Origin of the sequence: Kitasatospora sp. NPDC057223 (genome assembly GCF_042669755.1) — a bacterium.
Classification (GTDB): Bacteria; Actinomycetota; Actinomycetes; order Streptomycetales; family Streptomycetaceae; genus Kitasatospora.
The window spans coordinates 1-25,570 of record NZ_JBHUWW010000076.1 but is presented as its reverse complement, the minus strand read 5'-3'; the positions used below and the strand labels follow the sequence as shown (position 1 = coordinate 25,570).

Here is a 25,570-nt window from a genome sequence, read left to right as displayed (position 1 = left end):
CCCCTCGTGCCCAGGGCATGCGAGGGGTGGCGCGTCGGTCTGTCACAAGCGGGACATCGAAACCCGCTCAGCCGACGCGCCCGCCAAGTACGAGAATTCGGGTGCGCATGGCAACGACCTTCCTCCCGCGCGGTGTGGAGTGTCAAGCGGGTGGGACGGCGGTCTCACCATGCGGACCATGCCCCGGACCACCGGCCGGACGGCGTTCCGGCAGGTCGGAGGCACCGCGGTGATGTACGACACGTACCGGCCCAGGCTCCGTACGGCCACCCGATCGGGCGTCCGGGGCGGTGAAGGCGCGGCGGGCCGAGAGGGTGCCCGCCGGCCGCGGCAGCGGGTACACGCGGCGCCCCAGCGCCCGGCGCAGGCGCTGCTCCTCCAGCGGCTGGGCGAAGGCCGTCCCCTGCCCCTGGCGGCAGCCGAGCTCCTGCAGCATGGCGACCTGGCGCGGCAGGTCCACCCCCTCGGCGGCGGTGACCAGGCCGAGGTCCCGGCCCAGCCGCAGGGCGTGGCCGGCCAGCGCGCGGCTGAGTGCCGACTCGGCGAGATCCTGCACGAGGGTGCGGTCCAGCTTGAGCGCGTCGAACGGGAGCCGGGCCAGCGTGCCGAGCGAACCGCTGCCGGCCCCGAAGCCGGCGACCGCCGTGGACACGCCGAGCCGGCGCAGCGCGGCCAGCCGCCGCCCGAGTTCGTCCGCCGTGGAGTCCGGCCCCGTTCTGGCGACCTCGATCACCAGCTGGGTGGCGGGCAGGCCGGTCTCCCGCAGCGCCGCCGCGATCGTCTCGTACATCCCGGGAGCGCAGAGCCGCTCCGCGGACAGCCGCACCGAGACGGGAACGGCCGCCGTTCTCGGGCGGGCCTGCGGCGCACTGCGCAGCGCGGCCGCCGACACCACCTCGTGCACCAGCCAGCGGGAGAACCTGGTCGCCCCGTCGCCCTGCTCGACGGTGCGCAGGAACTCGGCGGGCGTCAGCAGCAGGCCCTGCGCGGAACGCCAGCGGGCCTGCGCCTCGACCAGCGCGACGGCGCCGGTGGTGAGGTCCACCACGGGCTGGTGCAGCAGCGCGAAGCTGCCCTCTCGGACCGCGACCCGCAGCCGCTCCTCCAGCTCGGTGCGGCGCTCCCGGTCGGCCCGCATGCCGGGTGAGTACAGCACCACCCGGCCCTTGCCCTCGGACTTCGCCCGGTACATCGCGAGGTCGGCGTTGCGCATCAGCTCGTCGGTGGCGGCCTTCGGATCCGCGCAGGACTCCGGCGAGGGGGTGGCGAAGGCGATGCCGATGCTCGCCGCGACGCCCAGTTCGGCGCCGCCGATCCAGTACGGCTCGGAGAGCGCGGAGCGCAGCCGCTCGGCCAGCTCCTGCACCTGGTGGCGGCCGAGCCGCCCGCACACCAGGGCGGCGAACTCGTCGCCGCCGAAGCGCGCGACGGTGTCACCGGCCCGGACCACGCCCTGCAGCCGGCGGGCGGCCTGCACCAGCAGCTCGTCGCCGACCTGGTGCCCGGCACTGTCGTTGACCGCCTTGAAGCCGTCCAGGTCGAGGAAGAGCACCGCGACGGTGGACAGGCCCGGGTCGCGCGGCCCGCGCGGGCGGTCCTCGCCGCGCTCGCCGAGGGCGCCGCGCACCCGCTGGGCGAACAGCGCCCGGTTGGGGAGGTCGGTGAGCGGGTCGTGGAAGGCGTTGTGCTGGAGCTGGGCCTGGAGCCGGACCCGCTCGGTGACGTCCCGGCTGTTGAGGATCAGGCCCTCGCGGTAGCGGTTGACGGTCGACTCCACGTGCAGCCACTCGCCGTTCCCGGAGCGGATCCGGCACTCCACCCGGGCGGACGGCTCCGCCGTGCCGGGGCTGCGGTGGGCCTGGTGCTGGCACTTCACGAGCAGCCGGCGGACCTCCAGCAGCACCCGGTCGACGTCCTCGGGGTGGACGAGGTTGAGCAGGTTGCCGCCGACCAGCTCGGCCGGGTCCCGGTTGTAGACCCGCAGGGCGGCCGGGCTGACGTACGAGAGCACGCCGTTCGCCCCGGCGATCATGATGACGTCGCTGGAGCCCTGCACCAGGGAGCGGAAGTGCGCCTCCTTCTGGGCCAGCTCCTGGGCCAGCGAGAGGTTGTCCAGCAGCATCACGCCCTGCCGCAGGATCAGCGCCAGCCCGACCGTGCAGGCGGCGGCGGCCACCACCCGGTCCAGCGCGTGCCCGCCGAGCGCGTTGTAGAGGATGCCCGCCGTGCAGACGGCCGCGGCCACGTACGGGGTGAGCGCGCTGAACGTGGTGGACACCCGGCGCAGCGGGGCGCCCGCCGCCGACGGGTGCTCGCGGCTCGGCCGGCGCCAGCGCGGCGACCACGGCGCCCAGGCCAGCAGCAGGCTGCCGGCGAACCAGCCCGCGTCCAGCAGTTCGCCCGAGTGGTAGCTGCTGCGCAGCTCGGGCGAGGTGAACAGGGCGTCGCAGACCACGGTGACGGCCAGGCCCACCATCGCGGTGTGCACGGCCGCCCGGTTGCCGTCGCGGCTGCGGAAGCGCAGCCCCACCACCAGGCTGACCAGCAGGATGTCAAGGACCGGGTAGGCCAGCCCGAGGGCCAGGCGCAGCGGGTCGCCGCTCTCGCCCTGGGCGGTGCGGCCGAGCGCCAGGCTCCAGCTGAGCGTGAACAGGGAGCCGGCCACCAGCCAGCCGTCGAGCACCAGGTAGACCCAGCCGGCCGCCGTACGGGGGCGCTGGGCGAGCACCAGCAGGCCGGTGATGGCGAGCGGGGCGAACAGCAGGAAGGCGAGGTCGGCGCAGGAGTCCGCGGGGATGGGCGCGTCGAGCACCACCTCGTACCAGCCCCAGGCGCCGTTGCCGAAGGCCACCGTGGCGGAGGACAGGCCGAACAGCAGCCAGGCCTGGCGGAGGTGGCCGCTGACGGTGCAGCCGTGCACCAGGCAGGAGAGGGCTGCCGCGAGCGCGGCGGCGGCGAGGCCGAAGTCGCCCATGAACAGCGCGAGCCCGGGGGTGCCCCAGCCGAGGGCGGCGCCCAGTGCGTACGCCAGGCAGACGGCGACGAGCAGCGTGCCGGGCAGGCGCGGGCTGCACCGCAGGCGCCGGAGCGGGCGGCGGGCGGGCGGCGGGACGGCCGGGGCGGCGGCGTCTGCGGGCGGCTCCGCGGTGGGCGGTGCGGCGGCCGGCAGTAACGCGTGCGGCGGGTCGCACGGCGGGGAGCCGGGCCCCTCCGGTCCGGGCAGCACCTCATCGGTGGAGCTCACTCGACATCTCCCCCTCCGGCCGCCCGGGGCCTGGCGGCGCCCGGGTGTGGGCCGCGCCGCCGACCGGTGTGGCCACGGGGCACCGGCGGCCCGGTACGGCCCGGCACCCCGCCGGGGCACTGGCCCTGGGTCCGGGCGGCCCTCGGACCGCCGCGCCGCACCGATGTTCCCAACCGGGACACTACACCACTTCGGTCACTCAACGAGACATACATTGAACTTAGAGTAATGGCCGGTGGCCGGGAAAACGGGTTCGTTCCGGGCGTATCCACCCCATTCGGCGGCGGCGCCCGCCAGGGGGCTCACGCGGCGCGCACGGGAGCACGGAGGCCGTGACCGACCGCCCCCGGCGTGCCTCAGCCGGCGACCGGCGTCGGCGCGTCCGGGAAGAGCCGCAGCCGGTGGGCCACCGCGGCGGCCTCGCCCCGGCCGGTCACCGCCAGCTTGGCGAGGATGTTGGAGACGTGCACGCTCGCGGTCTTCGGGGAGATGAAGAGCTCCTCGGCGATCTGCCGGTTGGTCCGGCCGAGCGTCAGCAGCCGCAGGACGTCCCGCTCCCTGGGGGTGAGGCCGAGGGTCTCGACGGCCGCCGGAGCGGGCGCGGGGCGCACCGGGGCGGCCGCGCCCGCGCGGTCGATCCCGGCGCGGGCGGCGAGCGCCCCGATCTCACCCAGCAGGTGGCGGTCCCCCCGCGTGCGGGCCAGGTCACCGGCCTCCCGCAGCAGGTCGGCCGCCGCGTCCCGGTGCCCGGCGGCGGCCTCGGCGGCGGCCGCCCGGAGCAGGGCGAGCACCAGGGGGTACGGCAGGCCGGTCGCTCGCAGCGGGTCCAGCGCCGCCGCCCAGTGCCCGGGCGTGTCGGCGCCCTCGGCGCGGGCGAGTTCGGCCTCCAGCAGCCGGGCCCAGCCGACCTGCAGCGGCACCTTGGGCGACAGCCCGGCCGCCGCGGCGGCGATCCGGGCCAGCACCTGGGGGCGGCCCGGATCGACAGCCGGCAACCCCCGCGCGTCGGCCTCCACCCGGGCGCCGGCGGCGAGCAGCGGCAGCAGCAACGACTCACCCCGGCAAGGGCGTTCACCATCCAGGATGTCGAGCAGTTCGGCCCTGGCGTCGAGCGGGCGGCCGGCCCGCTCGGCGACCTGGATCGCCAGCACGGCGAGCGGCACCAGGTGCTGCAACTGGCAGACCCGGTGCGCCGAACGGGCCCGGGCCAGCAGCCGGGTGGCGGCCGGCAGGTCGCCGCGCATCAGGGCGAGGTCGCCGCGCACCCGGTCCAGGAACTCGGCGTGGGTGCCGGTCGGCCGCTCGGCCTCGGCGGCCGCGAGCAGCTCGGCGGCCTCGTCCGCACGGCCGGTGGCGATCAGCGCCTCGGCGAGGTTGCCGGTCAGGATGGCCCCGGTGTTGCGCAGCAGCCCGGTGTTGCCCGCGGCCTCCAGCCCCTCGCGGGCGAAGACCGCCGCCTCCTGCGAGCGGCCCTGTGAATTCAGCAGGCTGGCCAGGTTGTTGAGGCCGCGCAGCAGCAGGTCCGGGGCGCCGGCCGCCGCCCTGGTCGCCGCGACCGCGCCGGCCAGCTGGCGCACACCCGCCTCGGGGTCGTCCTCCAGGTCGCTGCGCATGGTGCCGAGGGTCATCAGCGCGTGCTGTTCGACGTCGGACGCGCCGACCTGGCGGGCGATCTCCACCGCCCGCTCGGCCAGCGCGATGTGCTCCTCGGTGGGGTTCTTGAGCATGCCGGACGCCGCGCCCAGCGCGAACACCTCGGCCTGCACGGCGGACGGCCGCAGACCCTCGACCAGCCGCTGCGCATGGGCGAGTTCGGCCTCGTCGCCGGCCCGGTTCAGGTGGCCGAGCATCCGCGAGCGGTACATCCGGAACCAGGCGGCGCGGGCCGGGCTGCGCTCCTCGTCCACCAGCTTCAGCGCCCGTTTGGCGAGGCTCAGCCCGCGCTCGCGGTCACCGCTGCGGCGGGCCGCGACGACGGCCTCGGCGAGCACGTCGACCAGCCGCAGCCGCTCGCAGGACGCGTCGTCGTGGGAGCCCGTGCCGCAGCCGCAGGGCGGGTAGGTCTCGGCCCAGTCGTACGGGCGCAGGGTGTTCTCCAGGACTTCGTCGGAGACCTGGTCCCAGAGCTCCAGGGCGCGTTCCAGCATCCGCAGCTGCTCGGCGAAGGCGTTGCGCCGGCGGGCGGCACGGGCCGCGTCCAGGGCGCTCGGCAGGGCGCGGGCGCTGTCGTGCGCGTGGTACCAGTAGTTGGCCAGCCGGGCCGGCCGGTCCGCGGTGCAGACCAGCGCGGGCTGCTCCGCCAGCACGGTGGCGTACCGGCGGTTGATCCGGTGGCGCTCGCCGGGCAGCAGGTCGTCGGAGACCGCCTCGCGGACCAGGGCGTGCCGGAACCGGTAGCCGTCCCCGTCGGTGTCCGGGCGCAGGATGCTGGCGCCGACGGCTGTGCGCAGCGCCTCGATCAGGGCCTCCTCGCCGTCGTCGAGGACGGCGGCGAGCAGCGAGTGCTCGACGTACGAGCCGCCCTCGGCGGCGATCCGCACGACCCGCTGGGTGTCCTCGGGCAGCGCCTCGACGCGGACGAGCAGGATGTCGCGCAGGGAGTCGGTGAGCCCGGCCGCGCAGCCCTCCCGGATGGAGGTGGCGAGCTCCTCGACGAAGAACGGGTTGCCCTCGGAGCGGCGGTGGATCCGGTCGACCAGTTCGCGGTCCGGGGTGCCGGTGCCGAGGATCCCGGCGAGCTGCTCGGCCACCTCGCCGGGGCCGAAGCGCTCCAGCTCCAGGCGCTGCACGGTGCGCAGCCGTTCCAGTTCGACCAGGAAGGGGCGCAGCGGGTGACGGCGGTGCAGGTCGTCGGTGCGGTAGGTGGCGACGATCAGGACGCGGGCCCGGTGCAGGGTGCGGAGCAGGTAGGCGAGCAGCTCCCGGGTCGAGCGGTCGGACCAGTGCAGGTCCTCCAGGGCGAGCACCAGGGTGCGGTCCTCGCTGAGCCGTTCGAACAGCCGGGCGGTGTGCTCGAAGAGATGGGCCCGCCCGTACTCGTCGTTGGGCTCCCCGTCGGGCTCGCCGAAGTCGGGGAACAGCCGGGCGAGATGGCCCTCCATCCCGGCGGCGGCGGCCTCCAGTTCGGCGCCCAGCGTGCGGTGCAGCCGGCGCAGCGCGGTGACCAGCGGAGCGTACGGCAGGCCCTCGGCGCCGATCTCCGGGCAGCTGCCGAGCGTGCTGACCACGCTGTCGGTGCCGGCCCCCTCACAGGACTGCTGCAGGAACTCCTCCAGCAGCCGGGTCTTGCCGACGCCGGCCTCCCCGCCGATCAGGACGGCCTGCGGCCTGCCCTCCCCCGCACGGCGCAGCGCCGAGGCCAGCACGGTGATCTCGGGGCCTCGGCCGACGAAGACGGGACTCACCGATATCTGCTGCATGGGCCCGAGCATGCCATAGGGATCCGGGCCCGGCCGAGTGCTTATCCCGGTGCCCGGACGGCCGGAGGGGGAGGCGCCGACGGCGGCCTCCCCCTCATTCTTCGCAGCGGCACCTGATTCGTGCCGAAGCGTCAGCATTCGCCCAGACGGGCCGTCACCGGACCCTGCTCGGTGGCGCCGGCGGGCCGGCCCGCCGCCCCGCCCAGCCGGCCGAGCAGGCCGCCGAACCGCCGGCCCCGGCCGGGCAGCGCCTCCCGGGCCTCCCGTACCAGCCGTGCCCGCTCGGCCCGGGTCCGCAGTTCCACGGCCCGCTGCTGGATCAACTCGTACTCGATCATGGTGTCCCCTCGGCTCTTCCCGGTGTGTCGCTCTGGGTAGGAGCCTCCTCGCCCAGGGGGGTGCACCACATCGGCAGCCTGCCGCATCTTCCGGGCACCGAAGGCCTTAGAGCACCGGCCGCGGGCAACGCGAGAGCCCGTACCCGCCCCCGGGAGGGGGTGGGTACGGGCTCTCCTGCCTTACGGCCCGCGCCGGGCGGCCTAAGGACCTGCCGGGAGGGGCCTTAGGCCTCAGGCCTCGGAACTCAGGCCTCAGAACTCAGGCCTCAGGCCTCAGGCCTCAGGCCTCAGGCCTCAGAACTCAGGCTGCGCCGAGGCGTTCCAGGATGAGGTCCTTCACGCGGGCCGCGTCGGCCTGGCCGCGGGTGGCCTTCATCACCGCGCCGACCAGGGCGCCGACCGCGGCGACCTTGCCGTCACGGATCTTGTCGGCGATGGCGGCGTTCTCCGCGATGGCCTGGTCGACGGCCGCGCCCAGCGCGGAGTCGTCCGAGACGACGGCCAGGCCGCGTGCGGCGACGACCTCGTCCGGCTCGCCCTCGCCGGCCAGCACGGCCTCGATGACCTGGCGGGCCAGCTTGTCGTTCAGCTTGCCCTCGGCGACCAGCGCGGTGACCCGGGCGACCTGCGCCGGGGTGATCGGCTGCTCGGCGAGGTCGGTGCCGGTCTCGTTGGCGCGCCGCGCCAGCTCGCCCATCCACCACTTGCGGGCCTGGTCGGCGGGGGCGCCGGCGGCGATGGTCTCCAGGATCGGCTGGACCGCGCCGGCGTTCAGCACGGACTGCATGTCCTTGTCGGAGAGGCCCCACTCGCCCTGCAGGCGGGCCCGGCGCACCCGGGGCAGCTCGGGCTGTGCGGCGCGCAGCTCCTCGACCCAGTCGCGGGCCGGGGCGATCGGCACGAGGTCCGGCTCGGGGAAATAGCGGTAGTCCTCGGCGTTGTCCTTGATGCGGCCGGCCGTGGTGGAGCCGTCCTCCTCGTGGAAGTGCCGGGTCTCCTGCACGATGGTGCCGCCGTCGTCGAGGACGGTGGCGTGCCGCATGATCTCGAACCGGGCGGCCCGCTCCACGCTGCGCAGCGAGTTGACGTTCTTGGTCTCCGAGCGGGTGCCGAACTTCTCCCGGCCGTGCGGGCGCAGCGACAGGTTCACGTCGCAGCGCATCTGACCCTTGTCCATCCGGGCCTCGGAGACGCCCAGCGCCTTGATCAGCTCGCGCAGCTCGGCGACGTACGCCTTGGCGACCTCGGGGGCCCGGACGCCGGCGCCCTCGATCGGCTTGGTGACGATCTCGATCAGCGGGATGCCGGCCCGGTTGTAGTCGAGGAGCGAGTGCGAGGCGCCGTGGATGCGGCCGGTCGCGCCGCCGATGTGCGAGGACTTGCCGGTGTCCTCCTCCATGTGGGCGCGCTCGATCTCGACCCGGAAGGTCTCGCCGTCCTCCAGCTGCACGTCGAGGTAGCCGTTGAAGGCGATCGGCTCGTCGTACTGCGAGGTCTGGAAGTTCTTCGGCATGTCCGGGTAGAAGTAGTTCTTCCGCGCGAACCGGCACCACTCGGCGATCTCGCAGTTCAGCGCCAGGCCGATCTTGATCGCCGACTCGACGCCGATCGCGTTGACCACCGGCAGCGAGCCGGGCAGGCCCAGGCAGGTCGGGCAGACCTGGCTGTTCGGCTCGGCGCCGAGCTCGGTCGAGCACCCGCAGAACATCTTGGTCTTGGTGCCCAGTTCGACGTGGACCTCAAGGCCCATCACCGGGTCGTACGACGCGAGAGCGTCCTCGTAGGAGACCAGGTTACTGACGCTCACAGCGTCCCCTTCACTAAAAAAAGTCTTTGGGAGGTACCGGCCCGGCCCCCGGTGTCGGGGGCCGGGCCCAGGCGGGCTCTCAGCCCAGCAGTACGTCGTCGTCCCCGAGCTGCTTGAGCTCGCGGATCAGCAGGGCTGCGCCGGTGACCAGGGCCAGGGCACCGACCACGGCGTTGATCAGCTTCAGGTTGTCGTGCTCGCCGTGGGCCTTCCGGACGTCCTTCGCGATCGAGATCGCACCGAACGCGGTGGTCCCCAGGGACAGCCAGAGCCCGGGCTTCGAGTGCTTGAAGCCTTTGGCCTTCGCGATGCTGCTCACAGTGCCGGTGCCTCCTCCAGCAGGGTGTGCCCCCACTTGTCGTTGAGCGCGGCCTCCACGGCGCCGCCCACGCGGTACAGGCGGTCGTCCGCCATCGCGGGTGCGATGATCTGCAGGCCGACCGGGAGATTGTCCTCCGGCGCGAGCCCGCAGGGCAGCGACATGGCCGCGTTGCCCGCGAGGTTGGACGGAATCGTGCACAGGTCCGCCAGGTACATGGCCAGCGGGTCGTCGGCGCGCTCGCCGATCGGGAAGGCGGTGGTCGGCGTGGTCGGGGAGACCAGCACGTCCACGCCGGCGAAGGCCGCGTCGAAGTCCCGCGAGATGAGCGTGCGGACCTTCTGCGCCGAGCCGTAGTAGGCGTCGTAGTAGCCCGAGGACAGCGCGTACGTGCCCAGGATGATGCGGCGCTTCACCTCGGCGCCGAAGCCGGCCTCGCGGGTGAGCGCGGTGACCTCCTCGGCGGAGCGGGTGCCGTCGTCGCCGACCCGCAGGCCGTAGCGCATGGCGTCGAAGCGGGCCAGGTTGGAGGAGGCCTCGCTCGGCGCGATCAGGTAGTAGGCGGGCATCGCCAGGGTGAAGGACGGGCAGGAGACCTCGACGACCTCCGCGCCCAGCTCGCGCAGCAGCTCCACCGACTCGTTGAACCGCTGCATCACGCCGGCCTGGTAGCCCTCGCCGGCGAACTCCTTGACGACGCCGATCCGCATGCCGCGCACGTCGCGCAGCTTCGCGGCCTCGACCACGGCCGGGACGGGCGCGTTGATCGAGGTGGAGTCGAGCGGGTCGTACCCGGCGATGGCCTCGTGCAGCAGCGCGGTGTCGAGCACCGTGCGGGCGCACGGGCCGCCCTGGTCCAGCGAGGACGAGAACGCGATCAGGCCGTACCGGGAGACCGAGCCGTACGTCGGCTTGACGCCGACCGTGCCGGTGACGGCGCCGGGCTGGCGGATCGAGCCGCCGGTGTCGGTGCCGATGGCGAGCGGGGCCTCGAAGGCGGCCAGCGCGGCGGCCGAGCCGCCGCCGGAGCCGCCGGGGATGCGGGAGAGGTCCCACGGGTTGCCGGTCGGGCCGTAGGCGCTGTTCTCGGTGGAGGACCCCATGGCGAACTCGTCCATGTTGGTCTTGCCGAGGATGACGACGCCGGCGTCCTTCAGACGGCCGGTCAGCGTCGCGTCGTACGGCGGCACCCAGCCTTCGAGGATCTTGGAGCCGGCCGTGGTCGGGACGCCCTTGGTGGTGAAGACGTCCTTGAGCGCGAGCGGCACGCCGGCCAGCGGGCCGAGCTCCTCGCCCTTGGCGCGCTTCGCGTCCACCGCGCGGGCGGCGCCGAGCGCGCCCTCGGTGTCCACGTGCAGGAAGGCGTTGACCTTCTTGTCGACGGCGTCGATCCGGTCCAGGTGCGCCTGGGCCACCTCGACGGCGCTGACGTCGCCCTTGGCGATCGCGGCGGCGGTCTCGGCGGCCGTGTAGCGGATGAGGTCGGTCATGGGATTAGTCCTCCCCCAGGATCTGCGGCACGCGGAATCGCTGCTCCTCGGCGGCCGGTGCGCCGGCCAGCGCCTCGGCCGGGGTGAGCGAGGGCCGTACCTCGTCCGCGCGCATGACGTTGGTCAGCGGCAGCGGGTGGGAGGTCGGCGGGACGTCCAGTCCGGCGACCTCGGAAACGCGGGCGACCGCGCCGATGATCACGTCGAGCTGCTCGGCGAAGTGGTCCAGCTCTTCGGCCTGCAACTCAAGACGCGACAGCCGGGCGAGGTGGGCGACCTCCTCGCGCGTGATGCCAGGCATGCAGCGATCCTCAAGGTGAGTTCTGGTGAGCCGGGCTCCGCGTCGAGGCGGGGCCCGGCCGGGCGGTGAGCCGGCGGCACCGCCGCGCGACCCAGCCGTCCTCGTGGTCTGTGAGCCCCATCCTATGGGGCACCACCCGGGCACCGGCCACGTCAATACCTCGCGGCGGCCCGGCCGCTCGCCGCCGCGCCGCCCCTACTGCGGGACGACGGGCGCGGTGACCTCCGCCTGCACGGGCTGCGGCGGCTGGACGGGCTGCCCGGACCGGGCCGGCGGCAGCGCCGCGGGCAGGACCGAGGGCAGGCCGGCCGCGAGGCTGATCGGCATGCCGCAGGCCAGCGAGGGCGGCGCCATCCGCTCGGCCGGCGGCGCGCCGATCCGGTGCACCCGCAGCCAGGCGGTGGCCTGGTCGGCGGGCAGCGCGGCGGAGACCAGCCACCCCTGGACGGCGTCCACCCCCATCGCGTGCAGGCGCTCCCAGGTCTCGTCGTCCTCGACGCCCTCGGCGACCACCGTCAGCCCGAGCGAGTGGGCCAGTTCGACCGAGCAGCGGACCACCGCCGCGTCGTGGTCGTCCGCGACCATCCGGGAGACGAAGGAGCGGTCGATCTTCAGCTCGCCGACCGGCAGGCTGCGCAGCCGCACCAGCGAGGAGTGGCCGGTGCCGAAGTCGTCCAGCGACATGCCGACGCCGTAGCCGCGCAGCTCGGCGAGGGTGTCGGCGGCCCGCCGGGAGTCGTCCAGCAGCAGCCGCTCGGTGATCTCCAGCTGCAGGGCGTGGGCGGGGACGCCGTGCCGCACCAGGTGCCCGGCGACCCGCTGGGCGAAGCCCGGGTTGAGCACGTCGCGCGGCGAGACGTTGACCGCGACCTGCACCTGGAGGCCCTGCGCGCGCCAGAGCGCGAGCTGGCCGACCGCCGCCTCCAGGACGTAGTCGGTCAGCCGGGGCATCAGGCCGCTGGACTCGGCGAGCCCGACGAACTCGTCCGGCGAGACCCGGCCCTGGCCGGGCCGCTCCCAGCGCAGCAGCGCCTCCAGGCCGACCACCCGGCCGTCGAAGGCCACCTTCGGCTGGTAGTGCAGCTGCACCTCACCGGTCTCCAGCGCCCGGCGCAGATCGCCGAGCAGCCCGATCCGGTACGGCGTGTCGGCGTCCTGGGTCTCGTTGTAGCGCTCGACGCCGCTGCGGCCGCGCTGGGCGTGGCCCATCGCGACATCGGCCCGGCGCAGCAGCGACTCCGCGTCCTGGGCGTGCTCCGGGTAGACGCAGACGCCGGCGCTGGCCTCCAGGACGAGCAGCAGGCCGTCCAGCCGGATCGGCGCCGCCAGCTCGGCCATCAGGGTCCTGGCGATCCGCTCCAGGGTGTCCGGGCAGCCGACGCCGGGCACCAGGACGGCGAACTCGTCGCCGCCCATCCTGGCCACCACCGGCCGCCGGCTGCCCTCGGCCGCGGGCGCCAGTGCGGCGAACACGTCCTCGACGGACTCGCCGCCGTGACCGCTCAGCGCGCCCGGGCGCAGTGCCCGGTGCAGGCGGCGGGCGATGTGCACCAGCAGCCGGTCGCCGGCGGTGTGCCCGAGGGTGTCGTTGAGCGAGCGGAACCGGTCGAGGTCGAGCAGGATCAGCCCGACGCTGTAGTCGTCACCGTGGTCCGCGATCGACTCCTGGGCGGCCAGCAGCAGCGCGTGACGGTTCGGCAGGTCGGTCAGCGGGTCGGTGAGCTGGTCGCGCGCGCGGTCCCGGGCGATCCGCCAGGCCGCGACGAGCACCGCCAGCGGCACCGCGAACAGCGGAAGGAGCTCCGGTTCGTAGCGGTAGACCAGGACGGCGAGCGGGATGAGCGGCGCGGCCCCGGCCAGCACCACCCCGAGCAGCAGGACCGCACCTGCCACCCCCTGTGGCGGGCGTGTGGGCGTGCCGCCGGTCGTACGATCCATAAGCCCTGTCCTCCGTCGGGCCCGCCCCGAATCAGGCCGCTTTACGGTGAGGCACCACGTCGGTGCCGGCAGCTGCCGGGCATGGAGAGGCCCCGCGGAGACCGGCTCAGCCGGCGCCCCCACCCCTGCTGACACTCTGTCGGCCACCAGGGTAAGCCGGGGCCCACCGGAAGGGCAGAGTTTCGGGCAACCGGGAATACGCCACTGATGTGCGGTCGGGCACAGTGACAGAATGCCCCCTTTCCCCTCCCGGGGGCAGAGTGACGGTGCATCAAGGCGGTAACGGGACGGGCCGTCAGGCCCCGGCGGGCTCCTCGGCGGGGTCGGCGGGGTCAGTGGCGGGCTCGGCGAGGGGCTCGGCGGCGGGCTCGGGCGCGGGATCCTCCGAAGGCTCCGGGAGCCCGAGGTAGCCGCGCGCGGCCTGCGGGCCCTGCTCCAGCAGGACGGCGAAGCCCGCGTCGTCCAGCACCGGCAGCTTCAGCTGGACGGCCTTGTCGTACTTGGAGCCGGGGTTGTCGCCGGCCACCACGAAGTCGGTCTTCTTCGACACCGACCCGGTGACCTTGGCGCCGCGCGAGGTCAGCGCCTCCTTGGCGCCGTCCCTGGTGTGGCCGGCCAGGGTGCCGGTGACGACGAGGGTGAGGCCCTCCAGCGGGCGCGGCCCCTCGTCCTCGGCGGCCTCCTCGGTGAAGACCACCCCGGCGGCCCGCCACTTCTCCAGGATCTCCCGGTGCCACTCCTCCTCGTACCACTCCTTGATCGAGCGCGCGATGATCGGGCCGACGCCCTCGGTGGCGGCGAGCTCCTCCTCGGTGGCGGCGAAGACGCGGTCCAGGTCGCGGAACTCGGCGGCCAGCGCACGGGCGGCGACCGGGCCGACGTGGCGGATCGAGAGGCCGTTCACGTACCGCCAGAGCGGCCGGTCCCTGGCCTTCTCCAGGTTCTCCAGCAGCAGGGTGGCCGACTTCTTCGGCTCCCCCTTGAGGTTGGAGAAGAAGGTCATGACCTTCTCCTTGCCGGTCCTGTCGTCCAGCTTGGGCATGCCGGACTTCTGGTCGCGCACCTTCACCTTGATCGGCAGGAGCTGGTCCAGCGTCAGGCCGAAGATGTCGCCCTCGTTGCCGACCGGGGCCTCGGCGGGTTCGAGCGGCTGGGTCAGTGCGGTGGCCGCGACGTACCCGAGGCCGTCGATGTCCAGGGACTCGCGGCCGCCGAGGTAGGCGATCCGCTCGCGCACCTGGGCCGGGCAGAACCGGGCGTTGGGACAGCGCAGGTCGATGTCGCCCTCGGACATCGGACGCAGCTCGGTGCCGCACTCGTGGCAGTGCGAGGGCATCACGAACTCCTGCTCGGTGCCGTCGCGGACGTCCTCCACCGGGCCGAGGATCTCGGGGATCACGTCGCCGGCCTTGCGCAGCACCACGGTGTCGCCCAGCAGCACGCCCTTGGCCTTGACCACCTGCTGGTTGTGCAGCGTCGCGTACTGGACCATCGAGCCGGCCACCTTGACCGGCTCGGCGAGCACCGCGAACGGCGTCGCCCGGCCGGTGCGGCCGATGCCGACCTGGATGCTGGCCAGCTTGGCGGTGACCTCCTCCGGCGGGTACTTCCAGGCGATCGCCCAGCGCGGGGACTTGGAGGTGGCGCCGAGCCGGCCCTGCAGGGCGATCTCGTCGACCTTGACGACGACGCCGTCGATCTCGTGCTCGACCGAGTGCCGCTGCTCGCCGAACTGCTTGATGAAGGCGCGGACCTCCTCCAGCGTGCCGACCACCCGGTTGTGCCGAGCGGTGGGCAGGCCCCAGTCGTGCAGCAGCTGGTACGCGTGCGACTGGCAGTCGATGTCGAAGCCGGCCCGGGCGCCGATGCCGTGCACCACCATGTGCAGCGGGCGCGACGCCGTGACCAGCGGGTCCTTCATCCGCAGCGAGCCGGCGGCGGCGTTGCGCGGGTTGGCGAACAGCCTGACCAGGGCGTGCGGGCGCCTGCCCTCCGCGGCGCGCTCCTCGTTCTCCAGCCGGCGGCGCTCGTTCTCGGCCGCGAGTGAGGCGTTCAGCTCGGCGAAGGCCTCGGTGGGCAGGTAGACCTCGCCGCGGATCTCCACCAGCTCCGGGATGTCGTCGCCCTTGAGCCGGTGCGGGATCTCCTTGATGGTGCGGACGTTGGCGGTGATGTCCTCGCCGACCCGGCCGGTGCCGCGGGTCGCGGCCAGCACCAGCACGCCGTTCTCGTACGTGAGGTTGACGGCCAGGCCGTCGACCTTGAGCTCGCAGAGGTAGTGGTAGTCCAGGCCGTCCAGCTCGCGGGCGACCCGCTCGGCCCAGGCGGACAGCTCCTCGTCGTCCATCGCGTTGTCCAGGCTGAGCAGCCGCTCGCGGTGCTCGACCTTGGTGAAGCCCTCGGCCGCCGCGCCGCCGACCTTCTGGGTGGGAGAGTCGGGGGTGACGAGCGCCGGGTGCTCGGCCTCGACGGCCTCCAGCGCGCGCATCAGCAGGTCGAACTCGGCGTCGCTGACGACCGGTGCGTCCTGCTCGTAGTACCGCACGCGGTGGCCCTCGATCTCGGCCGCCAGCGCGGCGTGCCGCTCCCGCACCTCCACCGGGATCTCCTCCCAGCCCTCGACAGCCGCCACCGTCCGCCTCCTACCGTCTCACTCCGGGTTGTCGACCAGACTCTGCGCCGCCTTCACACTGAGTGACAGCGCCCTGCGCGCGTAGTCCGGGCTCGCCCCGGCCAGACCGCAGGTCGGCGTCACCAGCACCCGGCGGCCCAGCAGTTCCGGATCCAGCCCGAGCCTGCGCCACAACGTCCTGACACCCTGGACACTACCGGCAGGGTCCGACAATCCTTCGTCGGTGGAGGGCACCACACCGGCGAGGATCCGGGTGCCGGCCTCCACCGCCTCGCCGAGATCGTCGTCATCACGCTCCGTCAGCAGCGAGAAGTCCAGCGACACCCCGGCGACTCCGGCGCGGCGCAGCAGCGGGATCGGCACGCCGGGCGCGCAGCAGTGCACCACCACCGGCACGTCCAGCTTGCCGATCACGCTCCGCAGTCCCTCCTCGGCGACCTGCCGGTCGACCGAACGCAGCCGCTGGAAGCCGCTCGCGGTCTTCACCGCGCCGGCCAGGACGGCGGGCAGCGAGGGCTCGTCCAGCTGCAGCACGACCTGCGCGCCGGGGATGCGGCGGCGGACGTCCTCCAGGTGGCGGCGCAGGCCCTCGGTGAGCGAGTCCGCGATGCCCCGGCGGGCGCCCGGGTCGCGCAGCGCCTTCTCGCCGTTCCTGAGCTCGATCGACGCGGCGAGCGTCCACGGGCCGACGGCCTGCACCTTCAGCGCGCCCCGGTACCCCTGGGTGAACTCCTCCAGGGCGTCCAGGTCCTCGCCGAGCCAGGAGTGCGCCCGCCGGGTGTCGCGCCCGGGCCGGTCGGCGAAGCGCCAGCCGCTGGGCTCGGTGTGCGCGAACAGCTCGACCAGCAGACCGGCGCCGCGGCCGATCATGTCGGCGCCGGGCCCGCGCGCGGGCAGCTCCGGCAGGTACGGGAGCTGCTCCAGCGCGCCGACCGCGGTCCGGGCGGCCTCCCGCGCATCGGTGCCGGGCATCGAGCCGACGCCGGTCGCGGCGCCGTGCAGGTCGGGGAAGGCGGGTTCGGTGGTCACCCCGGAAGACTATGGTCTCCCGGCCCGGCTACTTGCCGGGACGGACCGTGATGTCGGTGATCTCGGCGTCGCGCGGCAGGTCGAGCGCCGTCAGGATCGCGGTGGCCACCGACTCGGGGGTGATCCAGCGCTCCGGGTCGTACTCCTTGCCCTCCTGCTGGTGCACCTTGACCTGCATCATGGTGGCGGTGCGGCCGGGGTAGACGGAGGTCACCCGGACACCGTGGGCGTGCTCCTCGGCGCGCAGCGCGTCGGCGACCGCCCGCAGGCCGAACTTGCTGGCCGCGTAGCCGCCCCACTCGGCGTGCGCGGTGAGGCCGGCACCGGAGTTGACGAAGACCACGTGGCCGCGGACGAGCCGCACGGACGGCAGCACCAGGCGGGTCAGCTCGGCCGGGGAGACCAGGTTGACGTTCAGCTGCTCCTGCCAGGCCTTGACCGGCAGGTCGCCGATCTGGCCGAGGTGGACCACGCCGGCGATGTGCAGCAGGGAGTCGATCTCGACCGGCAGTTCCTGCTGGCCGAGCGTCCAGGAGAGCCGGGCCGGGTCGGCGAGGTCGGCGACCAGGGTGCGGGCTCCGGGGAAGCGCTCGCGCAGTTCGGCGGCGCGCCGGGCGCTGCGGGCGAACAGCCAGAGGTTCTCGCCGCGCTCGGCGAGGCGCGCGGCGACGACGGCGCCGATGCCGGAGCCGGCACCGGTGATCAGGTGGTTACCCATGGTCGGTGGCCTTTCGGGCGCGGGCTTCGAGGTGGGTGAAGACCTCGGCCGGATCGTCGGTGAAGGTGATCAGCTCGGCGAGCCGTCGGGGCAGGAAGCCCTCCTGGTCCATCCGCCGGAGCTGGGTCTGCAGGCCCTCGTAGAAGCCGTCGGTGTCGAGCACCACGACCGGCTTGTCGTGCAGGGCGTGCTTCTTGAGCTCCAGCACCTCGGTCACCTCGTCCAGCGTGCCGAGGCCGCCGACCAGGACGACCACGGCGTCCGCGCGCATCAGCAGCTGGGCCTTGCGCTCGGCGAGGTCGCGGGTCATCACGATCTCGTCGGCGCCCTCGTACGTCTTGTGGGCGAGGAACTCGACGGACACCCCGACCAGCCGCCCGCCGGCCTCCTTGACCCCGTCGGCGAGCAGGCCCATCAGGCCGGCGTGCGAGCCGCCCCAGACCAGGGTGTGGCCGCGCTCGCCGAGGAGGCGGGCGAAGTCGGCGGCGGGTTCGGTGTAGCGCTCGTCGAGCGAGTACGCGGAGCAGAAGACGCAGATATTCATGATGCCCAAGGTCTACCACGGGGCCCGGGCCCCGATCACCGGAGTTACGCCGGGACGGCCCGGCGGCCGGTGGCGGCGATGGTGGCGGAGCCGACCACCCGGGTGCCGTCGTAGAGCACCACGGCCTGGCCGGGCGCGATGCCCCGGGCGGGGGTGTCCAGCTCGACCCGCAGCTCGCCGTCGGCCAGCGTGGCGGTCACCGGGACCTCCTCGCCGTGGGCGCGCAGCTGGGCCGTGTAGCGGCCGTCGGCGCCGGGGGCGGTGCCGCACCAGCGCGGGCGGATCGCGGTGAGCGAGAGCACGTCCAGGCCCTCGACGGGGCCGACGGTGACGGTGTTGTTCACCGGGGAGATGTCCAGCACGTAGCGCGGCTTGCCGTCGGCGGCGGGGCGGCCGATCCGCAGACCCTTGCGCTGGCCGATGGTGAAGCCGTAGGCGCCGTCGTGCTCGCCGACGGTGTTGCCGTCGGTGTCGACGATGTCGCCGGGGGCGGTGCCGAGGTGCTTGGCGAGGAAGCCCTGGGTGTCGCCGTCGGCGATGAAGCAGATGTCGTGGCTGTCGGGCTTCTTGGCGACGGCGAGGCCGCGGCGCTCGGCCTCCTCGCGGATGGCGTCCTTGGTGGTGTCGCCGAGCGGGAAGAGCGAGTGGGCCAGTTGGTCGGCGTCGAGCACGCCGAGGACGTAGCTCTGGTCCTTGGCCATGTCGACGGCGCGGTGCAACTCCCGCTCGCCGGTGGGCAGGTCGACGATCCGGGCGTAGTGGCCGGTGCAGACGGCGTCGAAGCCGAGCGCGATCGCACGGTCCAGCAGCGCCGCGAACTTGATCTTCTCGTTGCAGCGCAGGCACGGGTTGGGGGTGCGGCCGGCCGCGTACTCGGCGACGAAGTCGTCGATGACGTCCTCGCGGAAGCGCTCGGCGAGGTCCCACACGTAGAACGGGATGCCGATCACGTCGGCGGCCCGGCGGGCGTCGCGGGAGTCCTCGACGGTGCAGCAGCCGCGGGCGCCCGTCCGGAAGGACTGCGGGTTGGCGGACAGCGCCAGGTGCACGCCGGTCACTTCGTGGCCCGCTTCGGCGGCGCGGGCGGCGGCGACGGCGGAGTCGACGCCGCCGGACATCGCGGCCAGCACGCGCAGGCGGCGGCCGCCCGCCGCGTCGATCGGCTTCGGACCAGTGGGGGCACCCGGGAAGTCAGTCATGATGCCTCCAAGAGTACGTGCTCGCCGCGCGCGGTCCGCAGGCAATTCCCGGGCGCCGCGGCGGCCCCGGCCGTCAGCGCCGGGCGGCGGCCGCGAGACCGGCGTTGCGGGCCCGCCGCACGGCCGGCTCCAGCGCCGCGGTGAGCGCCGTGACGTCCGCCGCGACCGAGGTGTGGCCGAGCGAGAACCGCAGGGAGGCCCGGGCCAGCACCGGGTCGACACCCATCGCCAGCAGGACGTGGCTGGGCTGCGGCACGCCGGCCGAGCAGGCCGAGCCGGTCGAGCACTCGATGCCCTGGGCGTCCAGCAGCATCAGCAGGGCGTCGCCCTCGCAGCCGGGGAAGGAGAAGTGCGCGTTGGCGGGCAGCCGGCCCTCGGGCGCCGGGTCACCGTTGAGCAGCGCGTCGGGGACGACGGCGAGCACCGAGGCGATCAGCTCGTCGCGCAGGCCGGCGACCATGGCGGAGTGTTCGGCCCGGCGGTCGACGGCGATCCGGGCAGCGGCGGCGAACCCGGCGGCGGCGGGGGCGTCCAGGGTGCCGGAGCGGACGTCGCGCTCCTGGCCGCCGCCGTGCAGCAGCGGCACCGGGGTCGCGCCGCGGGAGAGCAGCAGGGCGCCGATGCCGAACGGGCCGCCGATCTTGTGGCCGGTGATGGTCAGCGCGGTCAGGCCCGACTCGGCGAAGGAGACCGGCACCTGGCCGAGCGCCTGCACCGCGTCGGCGTGCATCGGGATGCCGTACTCGGCTGCCACGGCGGCGAGTTCGGTGACCGGCTGGAGGGTGCCGACCTCGTTGTTGGCCCACATCACGGTGACCAGGGCGACCGAGGCCGGGTCGGCCTCGATGGCCTCGCGGAGCACGTCGGGGTGCACCCGGCCGTACGCGTCGACCGGCAGGTACTCGACCCGGGCGTCCTCGTGCTCGGAGAGCCAGTGCACGGCGTCCAGCACCGCGTGGTGCTCGACCGGGCTGGCCAGCACCCGGGTGCGGGCCGGGTCGGCGTCGCGGCGGGCCCAGAAGAGGCCCTTGACGGCGAGGTTGTCCGACTCGGTGCCGCCCCCGGTGAGGACGATCTCGCTCGGTCGTGCGCCCAGCGCGTCCGCCAGCGACTCCCGGGACTCCTCGACCACCCGCCGGGCTCGACGGCCGGCCGCGTGCAGGGAGGAGGCGTTGCCGACGACACCGAGGTGCGCCGTCATCGCGGCGATCGCCTCGGGCAGCATCGGCGTGGTCGCCGCATGGTCCAGGTATGGCATAACCCGTCGATTGTAGAGGGCGTCCGGGTCACGATTCGGCCATTGCACCCTCTGCAACGCGTCGTTAACCTGACGCCACCAACGGGACCGTCCCGGCGGGGCGTTCACCGTCCGCCCGGCAGCGCACGGGGCCCGGTCCGGTCGGACGCCCGGTTCGGCCGGATGCTCAGGGGGGCTCCATGTCACAGTCGGTCGACCGCGCACTGACCATCCTGGCGTCGCTCGGCGAAGGCCCGGCCTCCCTCGAACAGGCCGCGGGCTCGATCGACGTGCACAAGTCCACCGCGCTGCGGCTGCTGCGCACGCTGGAGGCGCACGGTTTCGTGCACCGGCAGTCGGACCACCGCTACCGGCTCGGCGGCCGGCTGTTCTCACTGGCCCAGCAGGCCCTGGAGGAGGTCGACGTCCGCCAGGTCGCGGCGCCCTACCTGGCCTCCCTCAACGAGCGGTACGGCCACACCGTGCACCTGGCCGTGCTGGAGGACGGCGAGGTCGTCTACCTGGACAAGGTGGAGAGCCGCTACCCCGTCAGCCCCGGCTCCTGGCTCGGCTCCGCGTCCCGGATCGGCCGCCGGGTGCCCGCCAGCGCCACCGCGCTCGGCCGGGTGCTGCTCGCCGACCTGCCCGAGGAGCAGTTCGCGGCCCTGCCCGCCGCCGCGCCGGCCCGCGGCGCCCTGCGGCCGGGCGCCGCCGGGCAGCGGACCGAGGAGCTGCTCGCCGACCTCGCGGCCGTGAAGCGGCTCGGCTGGGCGATGGACCGCGGCGAGCACCAGGAGGCGGTGACCAGCATCGCCGCGCCGATCTCCGGCAGCGGCGGGCGGGCCGTCGCCGCCTGCGCCATCTCCGCGCCCGCCGACGTGGCCCCGGCCGCCGTGCTCACCCGGCTGCTGCCGGAACTCCTCTGCACGGTCGAGGCGATCTCGCTGGCGTACGGCGGCTCCCCTACTCCTCGCTGGTGCGAGAACCGTTGCGGTGCCAAGCCCGCGGCGCACGCCACCCGAACCTGAGCGCGCACATCCGCAGCAGGAACGCGGTCAGCGCGGCCGTCGTCCCGGTGGCCGCGGTCAGGTCGTCGAAGGCGATCAGCACGGCCACCATGGCCGAGCCGATCAGCGCGGGCACGGCGTAGATCTCCCGGTCCCAGCGCAGCAGCGACGGGATCTCCTGCGCCAGCACGTCCCGCATCACGCCGCCGCCCGCGGCGGTCACCATGCCGAGCGCCACGGAGGCCACCGAGCCGAGCCCGAAGTCGTGCGCCTTCGCCGTGCCCGTCACGCAGAACAGTCCGAGCCCGAGCGCGTCGAGGGTCTGCACGCTCCGGTTGATCCGCTCGACCTGCGGGTGCAGGAAGAACACCACCAGCCCGGCCGCCAGCGGCGTCGAGAAGTATCCGAGGTTGGTGAACGCCGCCACCGGCGTCGCCCCGATCACCAGGTCGCGCATCACCCCGCCGCCGAGCGCGGTGACCTCGGCGAGCACACAGATACCGAAGATGTCCATGTTCTTGCGCACGGCCAGCAGGCCGCCGGACAGGGCGAAGACGAAGATGCCGACCAGGTCCAGGGTCTGCTGCACGTCGGAGGGGAAGATCTGCGAGGTCACCGGCCCAGTCTCCACCGGGCCGCCGGACCGCCCCGCCACCGGTCCGCCGACACGCCTCCGGGCGCGGGCGGGCCGGCCGGCCCGCGGGCGGCGGCGCCGCCCGGGCGTCATCACGCGGGCCAGGGGCGCCGGCGGATAGTGTGGGGGTCATGACACTGCACTGGGAGCAAGTGGTCGTCGACGCGAACGACCCCGTCACGCTGGGCCGTTGGTGGGCCGAGGCGCTCGGCTGGGTGGTGGTGGACGACGACGACGAGGAGTTCGAGATCCGCTCCGCCCCCGAGCGGCTGCCCAGCATCCTCTTCATCCGGGTGGACGACCCCCGGGTGGTGAAGAACCGTCTGCACCTGGACTTCCGCCCGGAGACCGGCCAGGCCGCCGAGGTGGACCGGCTGCTCGCGCTCGGCGCCCGCCGTGCGGACGTCGGCCAGGGCGAGCAGTCGTGGGTCGTGCTCGCCGACCCGGAGGGCAACGAGTTCTGCGTGCTGAGCGCCCGCCACTGACGGCGGCGGGCGCCCGGCTCAGGCCTGCGGGAGCGCCTCGGCGCCCTGCCCCGGGGAGTTCTCGGGGAAGTGGCAGGCGACCTGGTGGCCCGACTTCAGGGCGACCAGCGGCGGCTCCTGGGAGGCGCAGACGTCGGCGGCCTTCCAGCAGCGGGTGCGGAACCGGCAGCCGCTGGGCGGGTTGATCGGGGAGGGGACGTCGCCGGTGAGCCGGATCCGCTGGCGCTGCTCCTTGCGCCGCGGGTCCGGCACCGGGACGGCCGACATCAGCGCGTTGGTGTAGGGGTGCATCGGGCTCCTGTAGAGGGAGTCCCGGTCGGCGATCTCGACGATCTTGCCGAGGTACATCACCGCGACCCGGTCCGAGACGTGCCGGACCACCGAGAGGTCGTGCGCGATGATCAGGTAGGTCAGGCCGAGCTCCTTCTGGAGGTCGTCCAGCAGGTTCACCACCTGGGCCTGGATCGAGACGTCCAGGGCCGAGACCGGCTCGTCCGCGACGATCATCTTCGGCCGCAGCGCGAGCGCGCGGGCGATGCCGATGCGCTGGCGCTGCCCGCCGGAGAACTCGTGCGGGTAGCGGTTGTAGTGCTCGGGGCTGAGGCCGCACAGCTCCAGCAGCTCCTGGACGGCCTTCTTGACGCCGCCCTCGGTCTTCACCTTCTGGAGCCGGAACGGCGCACCGACGATGGTGCCGACGGTGTGCCGGGGGTTCAGCGAGGAGTACGGGTCCTGGAAGATCATCTGGATGTCGCGGCGCAGCGGCCGCATCGCCCCGACGCCCAGGTGGGTGATGTCGGTGCCCTCGAACTCGACCGTGCCGGCGGTCGGCTCGTCGAGCCGGGTGACCAGCCGGCCCATCGTCGACTTGCCGCAGCCCGACTCGCCGACCACGCCGAGGGTCTCCCCCGCGTTGACGCTGAAGTCGATGCCGTCGACCGCGCGGACGGCGCCGGACTGCCGGCGCAGCAGGCCCTTGGTGATCGGGAAGTGCTTGGTGAGCCCGGTGACCCTGAGCAGCGGTTCGCGGTCGGAGGCGGGCGCCGGTGACGGGATCGCCGCTACCTGAGTGTCCGTCATGAGAGTTCTCCTGAAACGTGGTTCACAGCCGGGGCGCGATCTCGTCGGCGAAGATCCGGTGCCGGTCGGCGGCCGGCAGGTGGCAGGCGGCGAGGTGGCCGGGGGCCGCCTCGGCCAGCAGCGGCACCTCGGTCGTCGAGCGTCCGCCGGTGAGGCCGGCATACGGGCAGCGCGGGTGGAAGGCGCAGCCGGAGGGCACGTTGATCAGGCTCGGCGGGGTGCCCTTGACGGGGATCAGCCGGTCCTGGAGCTCGCGGTCCAGCCGGGGCATCGAGCCGAGCAGGCCCCAGGTGTAGGGGTGCTCGGGCGAGTCGAACAGCGTTGCCGCAGGGCCGCGTTCGATGCACTTGCCGCCGTACATCACCAGGATGTCGTCGGCGAGTTCGGCGACCACCCCGAGGTCGTGGGTGATGATGATGACGGCCGAGCCGAACTCCTGCTGGAGGTCGCGGATCAGGTCCAGGATCTGCGCCTGGACGGTGACGTCCAGGGCGGTGGTGGGCTCGTCGGCGATCAGCAGGGACGGGTCGTTGACCAGGGCCATGGCGATCATCGCGCGCTGGCGCATGCCGCCGGAGAACTCGTGCGGGTAGGCGTCGATCCGCTTGTCGGGCTGCGGGATGCCGACCCGGTCGAGCATCTCGACGGCCCGCCTGCGGGCGTCCTTCCGGCTGGCGCCGGGGTGGTGCGCCCGGTAGCCCTCGACGATCTGCGCGCCCACCGTGTAGTACGGGTGCATCGCGGTCAGCGGGTCCTGGAAGATCATGGCCATCTTCTGGCCGCGCAGCCGGCGGACCTTCTCCGGCGAGGCGCCGATCAGCTCCTCGCCGTCCAGCCAGACCTCGCCGGAGATCTGCGGGGCGCCGCGCTTGGTGCCGGTGCGGTGCAGGCCCATGATCGACAGCGAGGTGACGGACTTGCCGGAGCCGGACTCGCCGACGATGCCGAGGGTCTGGCCCTTCTCCAGCGTGAAGTCGAGGCCGTCCACGGACTTCACCAGGCCGTCGTCGGTCGGGAAGTGCACCTTGAGGCCGCGGACGGCGAGGAAGGCCTCGGGTGCGGCGGCGTCCTTGCGGAGCCGGTCCTGGGTCTGGGTCTGGGTCTTGCTCATGTCAGCCTCACCCGAGGATCGACAACGGCGTACAGCAGGTCAACCAGCAGGTTGGCCAGGATGATGAAGAAGCCGGCGAACAGGGTCACGCCCATGATCACCGGGAGGTCGCTGCCGCTGATGGCGGCGACCGCCTCGTACCCGAGACCGCGGAAGTTGAAGGTGGTCTCGGTGAGCACCGCGCCGCCGATGAGCCCGCCGAGGTCCATGCCGAAGACGGTCAGGATCGGGGTGAGGGTGGAGCGCAGGGCGTGCTTGCCGATGACCGTCCGCTCGCCGAGGCCCTTGGCCCGGGCGGTGCGGATGTAGTCCTCGCCGAGGACGTCGAGCAGGGTGGCGCGGGTGAGCCGGGCGTAGGTCGCGGCGTAGAGGAACGCCAGGGTGACCCACGGGAGGGCGAGGTTCTGCACCCAGGCCACCGGGTCGTCGGTCAGCGCCACGTAGTCGTGCGGGAACCAGCCGAGCTGGTAGACGAAGACCGCGCTGGCGAGCATGCCGGTGAAGTAGATCGGCAGCGAGACGCCGGCGAGCGCGGTGGTCATGGTGAGCCGGTCCAGCAGGGTGCGGCGGCGCAGCGCGGAGATGACGCCGGTCGCGGTGCCGAAGAGCAGCCACAGCACGGCCGCGCCGAAGGCGAGCGAGGCGGTGACGCCGAGGCGGTCGAGCAGGACGGGCCAGACGGCCCGCTCGGTCTTGAACGAGTACCCGAGGCAGGGGGCCGAGCAGTGGGTGACGTCGACCCCGGTGCTGTAGTCCCGGCCGGCGAAGATGCCCTTCAGGAACAGGAAGTACTGCTCGATGATCGACTTGTCCAGGCCCATCTTGTGCCTGATGCCCTCGATCGCCGCCTTGTCCGCGATCTTGCCGACATAGAGCAGCGCGGGGTCGCTGCCGGTGATTTTCGGCACCATGAAGAAGATGCCGAAGGTGACCGCGGAGACCACCAGCAGCATGGCGACGACGTTGACGAGCCGTCGGATGAGATACACGAGCACTGCGGCCGGCGCCGCCGGTGGCCGGCCGGGCCCCCTCGTGGGG

Annotated in this window: 19 protein-coding genes and 1 pseudogene; 2 read left to right on the top strand and 18 right to left on the bottom strand. The window is 73.6% G+C overall.

All coding sequences use genetic code 11. The features are described from left to right. Positions 1-142: 142 nt before the first annotated feature. The 14 genes and pseudogenes from ACFUK0_RS24650 to ACFUK0_RS24585 form a co-directional block, all read right to left on the bottom strand. On the bottom strand, positions 143-3,079 hold the full coding sequence (locus ACFUK0_RS24650; RefSeq protein ID WP_380253744.1) for a putative bifunctional diguanylate cyclase/phosphodiesterase: 2,937 nt from the start codon (positions 3,077-3,079) through the stop codon (positions 143-145). Between the two features lie 521 nt (positions 3,080-3,600). Further along, the gene (locus ACFUK0_RS24645; protein WP_380253726.1) at positions 3,601-6,663 is read right to left on the bottom strand and encodes an AAA family ATPase; all 3,063 of its coding nucleotides are present in this window, start codon (positions 6,661-6,663) and stop codon (positions 3,601-3,603) included. Between the two features lie 131 nt (positions 6,664-6,794). Continuing rightward, positions 6,795-7,001 (bottom strand): hypothetical protein, encoded by a 207-nt coding sequence (locus ACFUK0_RS24640; RefSeq protein ID WP_380253724.1) that lies wholly within the window; start codon positions 6,999-7,001, stop codon positions 6,795-6,797. Positions 7,002-7,302: 301 nt separating this feature from the next. After that, on the bottom strand, positions 7,303-8,808 hold the full coding sequence (gene gatB, locus ACFUK0_RS24635; protein ID WP_380253722.1) for an Asp-tRNA(Asn)/Glu-tRNA(Gln) amidotransferase subunit GatB: 1,506 nt from the start codon (positions 8,806-8,808) through the stop codon (positions 7,303-7,305). Positions 8,809-8,887: 79 nt separating this feature from the next. Next, entirely contained in the window at positions 8,888-9,127 is a 240-nt protein-coding gene (locus ACFUK0_RS24630) for a hypothetical protein (protein WP_380253720.1), read from the bottom strand. Further along, entirely contained in the window at positions 9,124-10,617 is a 1,494-nt protein-coding gene (gene gatA / locus ACFUK0_RS24625; RefSeq protein WP_380253718.1) for an Asp-tRNA(Asn)/Glu-tRNA(Gln) amidotransferase subunit GatA, read from the bottom strand. Before gatA ends, ACFUK0_RS24630 begins: the two co-directional genes overlap by 4 nt. 4 nt (positions 10,618-10,621) lie before the next feature. Next, positions 10,622-10,918: an Asp-tRNA(Asn)/Glu-tRNA(Gln) amidotransferase subunit GatC gene (gene gatC / locus ACFUK0_RS24620; protein ID WP_380253716.1), complete on the bottom strand. Its 297-nt coding sequence runs from the start codon at positions 10,916-10,918 to the stop codon at positions 10,622-10,624. A 195-nt stretch (positions 10,919-11,113) separates the two neighbouring features. Next, positions 11,114-12,796: pseudogene (locus ACFUK0_RS24615) on the bottom strand (putative bifunctional diguanylate cyclase/phosphodiesterase); the annotation flags it as partial. 355 nt (positions 12,797-13,151) lie between these two features. After that, positions 13,152-15,488 (bottom strand): NAD-dependent DNA ligase LigA, encoded by a 2,337-nt coding sequence (ligA, locus tag ACFUK0_RS24610; RefSeq protein WP_380253714.1) that lies wholly within the window; start codon positions 15,486-15,488, stop codon positions 13,152-13,154. Between the two features lie 18 nt (positions 15,489-15,506). Then, the gene (locus tag ACFUK0_RS24605; protein WP_380253712.1) at positions 15,507-16,517 is read right to left on the bottom strand and encodes a methionine synthase; all 1,011 of its coding nucleotides are present in this window, start codon (positions 16,515-16,517) and stop codon (positions 15,507-15,509) included. Between the two features lie 28 nt (positions 16,518-16,545). After that, the gene (locus tag ACFUK0_RS24600) at positions 16,546-17,235 is read right to left on the bottom strand and encodes an SDR family oxidoreductase (protein WP_380253710.1); all 690 of its coding nucleotides are present in this window, start codon (positions 17,233-17,235) and stop codon (positions 16,546-16,548) included. After that, complete coding sequence (locus ACFUK0_RS24595; protein ID WP_380253708.1) at positions 17,228-17,779, bottom strand: TIGR00730 family Rossman fold protein; 552 nt, start codon at positions 17,777-17,779, stop codon at positions 17,228-17,230. Before ACFUK0_RS24595 ends, ACFUK0_RS24600 begins: the two co-directional genes overlap by 8 nt. Before the next feature lie 44 nt (positions 17,780-17,823). Then, positions 17,824-18,978 (bottom strand): tRNA 2-thiouridine(34) synthase MnmA, encoded by a 1,155-nt coding sequence (gene mnmA, locus ACFUK0_RS24590; RefSeq protein WP_380253706.1) that lies wholly within the window; start codon positions 18,976-18,978, stop codon positions 17,824-17,826. A gap of 73 nt (positions 18,979-19,051) precedes the next feature. Then, entirely contained in the window at positions 19,052-20,236 is a 1,185-nt protein-coding gene (locus ACFUK0_RS24585) for a cysteine desulfurase family protein (RefSeq protein ID WP_380253704.1), read from the bottom strand. A 179-nt stretch (positions 20,237-20,415) separates the two neighbouring features. Here ACFUK0_RS24585 and ACFUK0_RS24580 point away from each other — a divergent pair, with 179 nt between their 5' ends. Beyond that, positions 20,416-21,243, top strand: a complete 828-nt coding sequence (locus ACFUK0_RS24580; RefSeq protein WP_380253702.1) for an IclR family transcriptional regulator — start codon at positions 20,416-20,418, stop codon at positions 21,241-21,243. Here the strand turns inward: ACFUK0_RS24580 and ACFUK0_RS24575 are convergent. Beyond that, the gene (locus ACFUK0_RS24575) at positions 21,179-21,838 is read right to left on the bottom strand and encodes a trimeric intracellular cation channel family protein (RefSeq protein ID WP_380253700.1); all 660 of its coding nucleotides are present in this window, start codon (positions 21,836-21,838) and stop codon (positions 21,179-21,181) included. The two genes, ACFUK0_RS24580 and ACFUK0_RS24575, sit on opposite strands and share 65 nt — an antisense overlap. A 149-nt stretch (positions 21,839-21,987) precedes the next feature. Between ACFUK0_RS24575 and ACFUK0_RS24570 the strand changes: the two genes are divergently transcribed. After that, a complete protein-coding gene (locus ACFUK0_RS24570; RefSeq protein ID WP_380253698.1) occupies positions 21,988-22,341 on the top strand; it encodes a VOC family protein in 354 nt (117 codons plus the stop codon). Positions 22,342-22,359: 18 nt separating this feature from the next. Here the strand turns inward: ACFUK0_RS24570 and ACFUK0_RS24565 are convergent, their stop codons facing one another. From ACFUK0_RS24565 to ACFUK0_RS24555, 3 genes are read right to left on the bottom strand one after another with little or no spacing between them, the layout of a single operon-like run. Next, on the bottom strand, positions 22,360-23,421 hold the full coding sequence (locus ACFUK0_RS24565) for an ABC transporter ATP-binding protein (RefSeq protein ID WP_380253696.1): 1,062 nt from the start codon (positions 23,419-23,421) through the stop codon (positions 22,360-22,362). Between the two features lie 22 nt (positions 23,422-23,443). Next, entirely contained in the window at positions 23,444-24,532 is a 1,089-nt protein-coding gene (locus ACFUK0_RS24560) for an ABC transporter ATP-binding protein (RefSeq protein ID WP_380253694.1), read from the bottom strand. Continuing rightward, complete coding sequence (locus ACFUK0_RS24555; RefSeq protein ID WP_380253692.1) at positions 24,529-25,527, bottom strand: ABC transporter permease; 999 nt, start codon at positions 25,525-25,527, stop codon at positions 24,529-24,531. Before ACFUK0_RS24555 ends, ACFUK0_RS24560 begins: the two co-directional genes overlap by 4 nt. Positions 25,528-25,570 lie beyond the last annotated feature (43 nt).